The organism is Nostoc sp. 'Peltigera membranacea cyanobiont' 232 (assembly GCF_002245985.1).
In the GTDB taxonomy this organism is placed as follows: Bacteria; Cyanobacteriota; Cyanobacteriia; order Cyanobacteriales; family Nostocaceae; genus Nostoc.
On the sequence record NZ_NOLK01000207.1, the window covers coordinates 1 to 11,723 of the forward strand.

Below are 11,723 nucleotides of genomic sequence, written 5' to 3' on the forward strand. Positions count from 1 at the left end.
AACTAGTTTCATCAGGACTGCCTTCTGCTTCCTTCACACAATTTGACATTACTTGACTTCCACAGCAACTTCCGCAGACATCCCCGGAGTAATCCGCGATTCGTACCCTTGAATGCTCTTTTGGTCAAAAACTACTTTTACTGGGATGCGTTGGACAACTTTGGTAAAGTTACCTGTAGCATTATCCGGTGGCAATAGGGCAAATTGAGCGCCGGAAGCTGGCGAAAGACTATCAACACGACCAATAAAGGTGTGATGAGGGAAAGAATCCAGCTTGATTTCTACTGGTTCTCCTGGGCGCATTTTTTCTAATTGGGTTTCTTTAAAGTTCGCAATTACCCAGTAGTTGTTATCTACGATCGCCATTAATGGTGTTCCCGATGCTACTCGGTTGCCAACTTCCACGTTTTTTCTACCAACTCGTCCGGCACTAGGAGCGGTAACGTTGACGTAGGATAGTTGCAATTGTGCATCTTTCAGTGATGCTTCCGATTGCGCGATCGCCGCTTTTGCTGCTTCGTATTGACTGCGTTTTACTGTTGTATCTTGTCCGCCTGCGGTAGCTTGTTGCAATCCTCCCTTGGATGCTGCCAATTTAGCTTGGGCGTTGGTGACATTTTCTTGCGCCTGCGCTAATTGAGACTGGGCTTTGGCGACACCAACTTTGGCAGAGGCTAATTTAGCTTGGGCTTGTTCTACTCCCTGAATGGCGGCGTTTTTTTGGGCTGTAGCCACATCATAAGCTGCTTTAGCTGTGTCTAATTGCTGACGAGCGATCGCCCCTGATTGATACAATTGGTTGTAGCGATTGTAATCTGCTTGGGCATTTTTCAAATTCGCATTTGTTTGTGCTACCTGTGCTTGGGCAGCTGGTATCCCCGCTTGGGCTAGTCTGATTTCAGCTTGGGCAGCTGGTATCCCCGCTTGGGCTTCTTGTACTGCTGCTTGGGCTGTGGAAATTGCTGCTACCGCACCACTAACATCTCCCTGCGCTTGAGTTGTCTTACCAGTGGTAGTTTGTGAAGTTAAGGCAATATTTGCTTGGGCAGCTTGGGCCTGTCCCCGCGCATTTTCTAAAGCTGCTGCTGCTTGTTGTACCTTACTTTCATAGTCTCGTGGATCTAACTTGACTAATAATTGTCCCGGCTGCACCAGTTGGTTGTCATTTACAAGTACCTCACTCACTGTTCCGGGAATGCGGGTACTAACTTGGTGAATGTTTCCTGCAACAGTGGCGTTGTCTGTTTCCTGGTGGGTGGAAGCGTATTGCCAATAGTGATAACCAAAAGTACCTGCGGCGATGGCACCCACGCCTAATCCTGCCAAAATCAAACCAGTCGGTTTTTTCCGCTTTGGTTTCGCTGGAACTTCTTTCTCGATTTCAGGAGTCACAACAGGTGCTTCTGCTGTTGCGGATGTCTCTGCGGTTAGAATTTCTAAAGTCTCTGAATCAGGAATCACTTCTTTTTCTAAAACTGGGGTTTTGTGTCCGTTGCGTCCGTTAAAAGTATTAGCACCCATGATTGTTACCTCGCTTCCTCGTCGTTCAATAATTTGATTGATAATCGTTTATTTAGAATGCGTAATATTTCCTGAAAAAAATCTTATTTCCTTAGTATGCGTAATATTATCTCAAAACAAATCTTTACAGCACCTCCCCCAGTCGGGTGATTATAAGATCATCTTTAAGAAAGATTAGCGATCGCCCGGTTCAAGATTTGGGAAAATATTTCCCGGTCTGCAAAGGAAACACCATCCATCGCTTCATCACGAATTGCTGCGGCGATTGGCGGTAAGATAGCTTCTAGTTCCTTACCTGCATCCGTTAGCCAGATTCGCCAGATGCGGCGATCGTTGGTGTCGCGTTCTCGACGCACCAAGCCGCGTTCCTCCATCCGATCTAGCACACCGGTTAAAGTCCCTCCTACTTGTTTGAGTTTGTCTCCAATACTAGAAGTAGGTAAACCATCTTCTTGCCACAAACAGCACAATACTAGCCAGTGAAATGGTGTAAGTCCAAAGGGTTCTAGCCTCTCAGTAAACTTGCGTCCGAGCAGTTGTGAGACTAATTTGATTCTATAGCCCAAATTGTATGGTGCCAGATTTTGCTGCCACGACTCTAAAGCTGGGGAATGATTTGATGTAGAAACCATTTAGCAAAATACTTAGTGTGCGTACTATTGTACATAAACTAGTCTTCTTTAGCAATAGTTGCTTTGCATCTGTCTTAGGGAATAAATTGAATCAATTGATACTCTTGAACAGTACCGATGATGCGGTGAGGTCTAGATAATCTAGGGGATTGATCGGCATAGATCCAAGCATAGCTCAAAGCTGGTATTTGCGAAATAGAGGCTACTGGTTGGACATGAATAGGAAGATAGAACTCAAACAGAACTTGGGTTTTCTGATCTATTTGGACATAGTAGGTAGGATGAGATTGGATAATTGAGGCGATCGCAGGTTGTTGTAAAAAAGTTCTCAAAACTGGGTTATAGTCACTTAACAGACCTATACTACCCGTCGTCGCTAAGGCTAGCCAACAGGGAATTAACCAAGCTGCAATCCAGTAACGCGCTGTGAGAAACTTTTTGCCAAAGTGGTAACGACTAATCCACACCACAGGTAAAATTAACCAACCTAAGCCCATAACCAAGGTAATAGTCGCAAACCTGCGAATATCAGAACTCCCCGAACTAAGAATGCCAATACTCCTTATAACAAGCAAAATACCGAGGCCACCAAAGCCATAACTGAGATTCCGAGGAAGATTCCTTATTGCATTACCTTTTTCAATAGATAATTTTGGCTGAATTCCTGTCTGATAAATATTGCCTAGCCAATTTAAACCCACAGATGCAAATAAAGCGATGAACGGATAAAGGCAAAGACTATAGTGAGGGAAACGAGTGGTAAAAATACTAAGTTCACAAAATAAGACAACTGGAAAACCAACTAATATTAACTGGTAGCGATAAATAGGACGACGGAGAATCAAAACTAAACCTAAAATCCCGAAAAAAGCCCAAGGAAATGATTTTAAGGGGATATTCCACATATAGAATAGTGGACTATTATGATTCTGATTCTCAGAACCCAACTGCACAACAAACTTGAGTAACTCCTCAAAACTCTGATTTCCGTAGTGCAACCAACTTAACCATAGCCAAATGCAGGTAGGTATTAAACCTACGAAAAAACCTAAATACAAAATTGGATTACTAAGATGCCGATGACGGTGATGTTCCCAAATTAAATAAGGGAATAAAGCTATAATTGGTAAAAAAATCATAAAGCTTCTAACTAAGAAGCCTAAACTTAAACTTAAACCAGCTATAAAACTCCAGAAGTAGCGATATTTAAGGTGTATTTCCGTTTTGATTAAAGATAAAATAGCTAAAAGTACTAAGAAAATCATCGGGACATCAGGTGTACTTAAGCGAGAGTATTGTAGCCAGAGAAATTCAACACTTAAAATTGCAGCAGCTAGCCAAGCCAATTTTTTGCCTAGCATAATTTTGCCGATTTCATATACAAGCCATAAGCTAAAAATGCTAGCAATCATACTAGGAATACGCGCACTAGTATCACTCATCCCAAACAGGTTAAAAAAACTAGCAATTAACCAATAAGGGCCGGGGGTTTTATGATGTGCCCTTTCCCAAGGAGTTATCCAATTACCAGAATCAAACATCAAACGGGCACGCGAAGCATAAAGTGCTTCATCATGTGCCATCAGGCTATTGTGTCCAGAAGTAAATAGTAATAAGGGCAGTATCCAAACTAACAAACTCAAATAGGGTAACGATCCGACTAGGCGGATTTGTCGCCAAATATGCTGCAAAAAGTGTAATTTATAGAACATTGAATTGATAAAATTGAATGCTGCTATCTAGACTCGTTTATGTGTCCTACTGTTATTAAAATATGTTACATAGTGATTGTTAAAAAATACCTGGAATTACCGCAATTTTCCGAAAAAGTACTCCAAAAGAGAGATTTATGCAGTTAAGACCGAATCAACGCCTGAAATTAGACGACAAAGACGATAAGCTGTTCTATGCCTATCCCCGCTTCGTCACTCATGTCGATGAAGGATTTATTCAACAGCTAACGGATTTATATCGCGATCGCCTCAAACCCAACACCCGCGTTTTTGATATGATGAGCAGTTGGGTGTCTCATCTGCCAGAAGAGATGCAGTTTGACCATGTGGAAGGACACGGACTAAATAGTGAGGAGTTAGCACGAAATAGTCGCTTAAATCATTACTTTGTGCAAAATCTTAACGAAAATCCGCAGCTACCTTTAGCAGATGGAGATTTTGATGCTGTTCTCAATTGCGTATCTGTGCAGTATGTGCAATATCCAGAAGCAGTCTTTTCTGAAATTTACCGCATATTGAAACCTGGTGGTGTGGCAATTATCAGCTTTTCTAACCGGATGTTTTTTGAAAAGGCAATTCAAGCTTGGCGGGAGGCTTCAGAATCACAGCGAGTGGAATTAGTCAAAGCCTACTTCGCCTCAGTCCCCGGATTTACAACGGTAGAAGTTATAGCTCATAAGTCAACAGTACCGAATTTTTTACAGTGGTTGGGTGCAGCTGGAGGAGATCCATTTTATGCTGTCATCGCTTATCGCAGTTAAGCCAAATATTTACTAGTACAATGTCTAAGCTAGTGCAAGAGGGTTTGTAGTAAGGACTTTAGTGCTTAGAGGATGTCTGAAAAGTATCAAATATTTGTTGATCCCCCCTAACTCCCCTTAAAAAAGGGGGAATAAGAGTCTTAAAGTCCCCCTTTTGAAGGGGGATTTAGGGGGATCTCCAAGTGTTAGGTGTATACAAAAAAACTTTTCAGACATCCTCTTAGAAAATAAAGACTAAAGTCCTTACTACGAACTTACTTACCTGCTCAAAATTAAAATAGTTTTGTATATATATAATTTCTCTAGATGAATTATTGGCTAATGAAATCAGAGCCAGAAGCCTACAGCATTGCTGACCTTCAACAGCAATGCCAGACTATCTGGGACGGTGTTCGCAATTATCAAGCTCGCAACTTTTTGCGCCTTATGCAGGAAGGAGACTTAGCTTTTTTCTACCATTCCAATACTAATTTTCCAGGTATTGCTGGGTTAATGCGTGTCGTCAAAAAAGATATTGCTGACCCGACTCAGTTTGAGCCAAAAAGTAAATACTACGACCCGAAATCAACTTCCGAATCCCCTCGTTGGCAAACAGTTGTAGTAGAATTTGTTGAGACTTTTTCTAATCCTATTTTGCTATCAATACTCAAAGAAAAGTTTAAAGCTGAAGAGTTAATCTTAGTAAGACAAGGAAATCGGTTATCGGTGATGCCTGTTCCTGAAGCAGTAGCTTTGAAGATTCTGGTGATGAAAAACTTCTAAGTAAATAGATGTAAATCATTCGTAAGAATTCAGCACCCAGGAGTCTGAAGCCAGAATATATAGGAATCATATTTGATTTTTGAAAAAATATAAGTATTTGTAGCGTGTGTTAGACGGAACGTCGTAACGCACCATCCCAAGCTGATGGTGCCGTACTCTCCCTGCTAACGCACCCTACCTAAGATTTCAAAAATCAAATACTAGTCCTATATAAGAAGTTTAGTATAGCTAGGATATTCATTTATCAAATCTTCATCTGATTCTTTAACTATTCTGACTCCTGTTAGCGGATAGCTAAGGTTTAGCCAATTCTGACTCCTGAATTCTTACAATCATTCAAGGTTTGTAGTAAGGACTTTAGTCCTTGAAATAGAACTAAAGTCCTGACTACGAAGCTAATTTCATCTTGCTTATTTAACGCGAACTCATACCCATTGCCCAGGATCTAACTGATAATAACGTTGCAGTTGCTCATAAAGTGCTGGATGCTTGGACAATAGTTGCTGCGGTTTCTCAAAAAATGTCTCAGTCGCTACAGCAAAAAATTCTGCGGGATTTGTTGCACCATAGCTATCCATTACCGTGTTTACACCTTGTGAAACATCATTACAAAGTTGCTGATATGCTTCTGTCATCACCTGCGCCCAAATCGGATAATCTGAGTTGTGTTGCAGTATAGGAACTCCTTCAGCTTTGCCATCTTCTTGATCTAACTGATGGGCGAATTCATGAAGCACAACATTACGTCCATCTCTCCAATTATTAGTGTCTTGTTTCACCTGTTCCCAAGACACTACTAATTGGTCAGTTGTCCACGATTCACCCAGTCTTGCCACGCGCCTTTCTTCAACAACATAATTTCCAACGGAAGTTGTTTCTTTCACAAAATAAGCATTGGGATATACCAGAATTGAACGAAGTCTGGGAAAGTACTGCCCACGTTCATTTAGTAGGAGTAAACAGGCGACAGATGCCAAGGTTAGTTTCATTTCCTCTGTCACTTGTAATCCTCTACAGCCAATAAATTGTTTTTCTGCTAGAAATACTTGAATATGTCCCTGAAGTCGTCTGATTTCATTGGGAGAAAGACAAAGGTAAATGGGAAGATTATTCTCAATAATTGCATTCCAAAGTGGGGGAAAAGGACGATGTTTGAGACGGTTTCTTCGCCTTTTGACTAGAATGGGATTGATTAAAATCCCAGTGATAATCAGCCCAATGATGAGAAAGGCAACTATTGCTTTAATCATTGACTTTGGCTCTACCGTACTTGTTATGCTAAATTCACAGTCTTTAAGAGGGAACAGGGAACGGGGAACAGGGGTAAAGAGGCAATATTAAGAAATAATCTGAGAAATAAGCTTGATTTTCCATGTATAGCAAGCTTTTTGAGATTTTATCAGATAAATTTAGCTTACTAGGTACTGAAAAACCTTGACTTTTGATTAAAATACTTATCTTAAAGTACTTTTAGTAAAAAAACATTCCATCGTAGGGTAGCACAGCTAGCTGTGCTACCCTACCTTGTACCTCATTAAAATGAAAATCGCTATATGTGATGTTTTATTTTTTGCAAGTCCCTTATGTCGTCAAAGTCTAGAATATTTTTTGCGGCTAGCGATCGTCATCGGTTAATATGACTAATTGCGCTCTGGCTTCAGTTTTCACATATTCAGTAATGTTTGACCTGTAAATTGTAATTATGCTAACCAGTGTTGACCGTTTATTATTTGTCCGGCGAGTCCCGATTTTTAAGGAATTGCGGGATGATTTTATTGTGCGGCTCACTTCAGTGATGAACGAACTGTCATTTCCAGCTAATTACACCATCTTTCGCCAGGGAGAAGAAGGGCGATCGCTCTATATTGTAGTGTCAGGGCGAGTTAAAGTTCACATCGGCAATAAACAACTTGCAGAGGTGGATCAGGGTAAATACTTCGGTGAAATGGCAGTATTTGATACTCAAACTCGTTCCGCCACTGCAACGACTTTGGAACCTTGCGAGTTTTTGGAACTGACGCAAGAGCAATTGTATGATGCGATCGAAGAAACTCCTGAAATTGCGGTGAATATCATTCGTGAATTATCCCGTCTGATTCGCAAGTTGAATGATGATATGAATGTGACTGCATCAGGTCGTCATTAGTTATAGCAAAAATCGCAATTACTGCCAGCAACGAATTATGAGAGTAAGCTGTTCTGCATTTAATCTGCACCCTCGACGCGGGCAGGATGCCCGCACTACAGTTGCGACAACTTCATACTCATTACTCCCGGTTCGCCCATTTTAAATTGAGTTAGAAAAAAGCTGAACGATTTAGTAGGGGTTCTAATTTACAATACAAACGTACTATAATGCCAACTTTGCGCGTAGTTTACCGCCGTAGGCATCGCATAAAAATAGAGTTTTTAGAACAGGGTGGTAGTTCAAGGTAAATTTAGGGGAATGGCTAAAACCATTACTAAACCTAGCTTTTCTGTTTTTCGGCAATTTCTCGAACTCCAAAAAAAATGAGCGAACCGGGAGTGATAATTATAAGTAGCCAATTTTTTCCTTGGAAGCGTGAAAGCCCTCAATAATGATATGACCTTAGCGCGAAGCCCTAGAAGTAACTAAAGTTTGCAAATTAGCTAAAGCGCGATTGTAATCCAAAATAGCTGTAACTCGATTACCTTCTGCTGTTGTCAAGTCATTTTCAGCAGCAATCACCTCTGTTTGAGTGCCTACACCAGCTTGGAACCTCAGCCTTGCTAAATTCAGAGCTTCCCTGGCTTGATTTAAAGCCACACCGGCAGTTTGCACATTCTTTAAATTGGATTGTAATTGAGAATAGAACTGTTCTACATTAAAGCGAATTTGGTCGCGCTGGCTAGCAAATTTAGTCTCTGCGATCGCAATATCAGCTCTCGACTGAGCTGCTTTTGCTTTTGCGGCTCCCCCATCAAACAAAGTAAGATTTCCTTGGAGTCCTACTGAATAGCCATCAGTAATGCTAACACCATCATTATACCGATCTAGCAGGTTGTAGCTGGCTGCCAAACTAATTTGCGGCCCTAGCTGAGAAAGTGCCTGACGACGCTGTTGCTCGGCAATATTACGTTGTGCTAAAAATTGTGGCAATTCTGGACGATTTTTAAACGCTTGGACAATACTTTGTTCTACCGTCTGCTCCCAAAGACCCGCCAATTGTACAGGATCTGCGGCACTGATATCAACTGACTGCGACAAACTTAACAAGGTAGCAAGCTGACGACGGGAAATTTGCTGCTGCGAGATAGCATTAGTCAGTTGTTGTTGAGCGTTTGCTAAATTAACCTGAGCTTGCAACACATCAAACCGCGTACCTACTCCAGCCTGTTCTCTGGCTTGAGTATCCCGCAAACTAGCCTGGGCATTTTCCACAGCAGACCGATTAATTCTTACTTGTTCATCCGCTTGTTGCAAATCGTAGTATTGAGTTGTGGCATTCAACTTAATTGTCAAAGACTGACTTTCAACATTAAATTCATCCACACGTAGTTGTTCTTCAGCGGCTTGGATTGTTGCTTGTCGATTACCGGAAGTATAGACATCGTAATTCAGTTGTGCTGAACCATTAAAAGAGGTGCTGGCTTGAGATGAATTGTTAGTAAAACCATTACCACTGTTAGTCACACTACTGTTGATTCCCAAAGTAGGAAATAAGGCAGCTTGAGATGCACGTACAGATGAACGACTGCGTTCTAGCTGCAATATGGCTACTTGTAAATCTCGATTGTTCCGTTGTGCTAGTTCCAAAGCTTGTGCCAAACTGATTGGTACAGTTCCCTGAATCCTTACTTCCTCCGGTTTGGTAGGGAATTGGAGAGGATTGGGATTAGGGTTGAGGTAATCGGGAACCTGTACTGAGTTTGAGGAATTCTGCGGTTTTGGGGGAGTTGCTGCACTTGCTAAAGTTGGAAAAAGAATCCCCAACGCTACGCTAACCCAGGTAGAATGCACAAACAATAAGCTAAGATTCATAAATACATGTAGTCATTAATTAGGTTTCTTTGAGGATACAATCAAAAGTTTTCATTTTGATTGACCTACAGAGATTTAAATCTTAAATTTCCTCTCTAAGGGTTGATATTAACAAATTAGCCTACAATCAAACCATCCTGAACTCGAATAATCCTTTTGGTTTGAGCAGCAATATCTGGTTCATGAGTGACAATCACAATCGTGATCCCTTGGTTATTAAGTTCAGTCAGCAAATTCATCACCTCATGGGAAGTCTCAGTATCTAAAGCTCCTGTTGGCTCATCTGCTAAAACTAATGCAGGTCGGTTGACCAAAGCGCGAGCGATCGCTACCCGTTGTTGTTGTCCCCCAGAGAGTTGACTAGGACGGTTAGATATACGTCCCTGTAATCCTACTTTTTCCAGGGCTTCTAATGCCCTTTCACGGCGTTTTGGCTTGGGTAAATTAGCGTAAACCATTGGTAACATGACGTTTTCCAGTGCTGTCGCCCGCGCCAATAGGTTAAATTGTTGGAAAACAAAACCTATCCTTTGGTTGCGGATATACGCTAATTCATCATCATCAAAAGTCGTCAGGTTTCTGCCTTCAAAGATATAGTCTCCAGTTGTGGGACGATCCAGACATCCCAAAATATTCATGAGCGTGGATTTTCCCGAACCTGATGCACCCATAATCGAGACATATTCCCCTTCCTCAATGGAGAGTTCAATTCCTTTAAGTATTGGAACACTAANCTTCTCCCAAGTAGTAAGTTTTAGTAATAGATTCCATCCAAATCATGGTTGGCATATTAATTACGAATTACGAATTACGTTAGCGTAGCGGGGCGTTAGCCCATTACGAATTATCTAGTCACTACGTAAAGCAGTGATTGGATCTAATTTAGATGCATTCCGTGCTGGAATCACCCCAGCGAGTAAGCCAACGCTCAATGAGAGTCCAAACCCAGCAACGATCGACAAGAAAGAAATTACAAACGGAAATTTGAAAATGCTTGAAGCTACAAAAGCTAATAAAACGCCAGTTGCCATGCCAATACCTCCGCCGACAATGGAAATCACGATCGCTTCAGCTAAAAATTGATTGAGAATTGCCGAATTAGTTGCTCCTACGGCTTTGCGAATCCCAATTTCTCGCGTCCGCTCAACTACAGAAACCAGCATAATGTTAGCGATACCAATTCCACCAACCACTAAAGAAATTCCGGCGATCGCTACCACCATGACTGTAAATAAACCCACAACACTAGTAAAGGTACTAACAATATCAGCTTGATTGGTCAGCCGAAAATCATCGGCTTGTGGCGGATAAATATTGTGACGCAGGCGTAAGAGATTGGTAACTTGAAACTGAGCCGCTTCTAATTGCTCCTGATTAGCCCCTTTGACTAAAATTCCATTTACAGAAACGCCCACCAGGGCATTGTTGCCAACTAGTCTCTTCGACATACTAGTTAGAGGAATGAAAACCTGGTCATCTCGATCCATCGGTCCCTGAGAACCTTTAGCTTCCATGACTCCAATCACTCCATAAGCCTCTCCCTGAATGCGAATTTTCTCGCCGATCGGATTTACACCCTGACCAAAGAGTGTGCTTTGGACTGTGGGGCCAAGAATAGCTACCTGTGCAGCAGTATCTAGTTCTTCTTGAGTAAAATATCTCCCTTGTTGGGGGTGAGTATTTCTGACTTCTGGGTAATTTAAATCTGTGCCATAGATAGTTGTTGAGGTGTTCTGTCCTGCATATACAACTTGGGCAGTCCGTTGCAGATAAGCAGAAACCATCTGTGCTGATGGCGCTTGTGTAGCGATCGCCTTAGCATCTTCCCAAGTCAAGGTGCTGCTAGAACCTACTCCTTGACGGACATTTCCGCTTCTTGCAGCACCCGCTAAGATTTGGATCACATCTGTACCCAATGCTTGGATCTGTTGCTCAACCCCCTTTTGCACTCCCTGACCGACAGAAGTAATGGCAATGACTGAGGAAATCCCAATAATCACGCCCAACATAGTTAGACCTGTGCGTAATTTGTTACTCCACAGAGTCTCTGCCGCCATTGTCAAGATTTCCAGCAACGGTACTGTGCGGGTCTTCTTAGCTTTGTAAAAGCCCTTAAATATCTTAAACATAAGGTTTTATTTAAAACTCATTTCTTCCTTCTCTTCCTTTGTGTCCTACCCTGCGGGAAGCCGCTTTGCGTCTATGCGTCCAACTCTTACGAGACGCTGCGCGTAGCTTGCTTCCCCGTTCGCGCAGCGTCTCGTAGAGAAGGGGTATGCGGTTCGTTAAAAAAACTCACTTTAAGGGGAAC

At 41.9% G+C, this 11,723-nt stretch carries 9 protein-coding genes and 1 pseudogene; 3 read left to right on the forward strand and 7 right to left on the reverse strand.

Features of this window, described 5'->3' with window-relative positions; translation table 11 throughout:
• Window positions 1-48 precede the first annotated feature (48 nt).
• The 3 genes from CDG79_RS35935 to CDG79_RS35945 all read right to left on the reverse strand — a co-directional run bounded on the left by CDG79_RS35935 (window position 49) and on the right by CDG79_RS35945 (window position 3,865).
• On the reverse strand, window positions 49-1,521 hold the full coding sequence (locus CDG79_RS35935; RefSeq protein WP_094346363.1) for an HlyD family secretion protein: 1,473 nt from the start codon (window positions 1,519-1,521) through the stop codon (window positions 49-51).
• 164 nt (window positions 1,522-1,685) lie between these two features.
• The gene (locus CDG79_RS35940) at window positions 1,686-2,153 is read right to left on the reverse strand and encodes a MarR family winged helix-turn-helix transcriptional regulator (protein ID WP_094329242.1); all 468 of its coding nucleotides are present in this window, start codon (window positions 2,151-2,153) and stop codon (window positions 1,686-1,688) included.
• A 74-nt stretch (window positions 2,154-2,227) separates the two neighbouring features.
• Window positions 2,228-3,865: an ArnT family glycosyltransferase gene (locus tag CDG79_RS35945; protein ID WP_094346364.1), complete on the reverse strand. Its 1,638-nt coding sequence runs from the start codon at window positions 3,863-3,865 to the stop codon at window positions 2,228-2,230.
• 137 nt (window positions 3,866-4,002) lie between these two features.
• On the opposite strand from CDG79_RS35945, the gene CDG79_RS35950 reads away from it, so the two are divergent.
• Window positions 4,003-4,647 (forward strand): class I SAM-dependent methyltransferase, encoded by a 645-nt coding sequence (locus CDG79_RS35950; RefSeq protein WP_094346365.1) that lies wholly within the window; start codon window positions 4,003-4,005, stop codon window positions 4,645-4,647.
• Window positions 4,648-4,953: 306 nt separating this feature from the next.
• Entirely contained in the window at window positions 4,954-5,409 is a 456-nt protein-coding gene (locus CDG79_RS35955) for an EVE domain-containing protein (protein ID WP_094346366.1), read from the forward strand.
• Window positions 5,410-5,834: 425 nt separating this feature from the next.
• On the opposite strand, the gene CDG79_RS35960 is transcribed toward CDG79_RS35955, so the two are convergent.
• The gene (locus tag CDG79_RS35960; RefSeq protein ID WP_094346367.1) at window positions 5,835-6,659 is read right to left on the reverse strand and encodes a zinc-dependent peptidase; all 825 of its coding nucleotides are present in this window, start codon (window positions 6,657-6,659) and stop codon (window positions 5,835-5,837) included.
• A gap of 452 nt (window positions 6,660-7,111) precedes the next feature.
• Between CDG79_RS35960 and CDG79_RS35965 the strand changes: the two genes are divergently transcribed.
• A complete protein-coding gene (locus CDG79_RS35965) occupies window positions 7,112-7,555 on the forward strand; it encodes a cyclic nucleotide-binding domain-containing protein (protein WP_094346368.1) in 444 nt (147 codons plus the stop codon).
• Window positions 7,556-7,999: 444 nt separating this feature from the next.
• Here CDG79_RS35965 and CDG79_RS35970 read toward each other — a convergent pair whose 3' ends face one another.
• From CDG79_RS35970 to CDG79_RS35980, 3 genes and pseudogenes are all read right to left on the reverse strand, one after another.
• Window positions 8,000-9,412: a TolC family protein gene (locus CDG79_RS35970; protein WP_094346369.1), complete on the reverse strand. Its 1,413-nt coding sequence runs from the start codon at window positions 9,410-9,412 to the stop codon at window positions 8,000-8,002.
• 116 nt (window positions 9,413-9,528) lie between these two features.
• Window positions 9,529-10,201 (reverse strand): annotated as a pseudogene (locus CDG79_RS35975) (ABC transporter ATP-binding protein).
• Between the two features lie 59 nt (window positions 10,202-10,260).
• Window positions 10,261-11,541 carry an ABC transporter permease gene (locus CDG79_RS35980; protein ID WP_442937460.1) on the reverse strand — a complete coding sequence of 427 codons (1,281 nt, stop codon included), beginning with the start codon at window positions 11,539-11,541 and terminating at the stop codon, window positions 10,261-10,263.
• Window positions 11,542-11,723 lie beyond the last annotated feature (182 nt).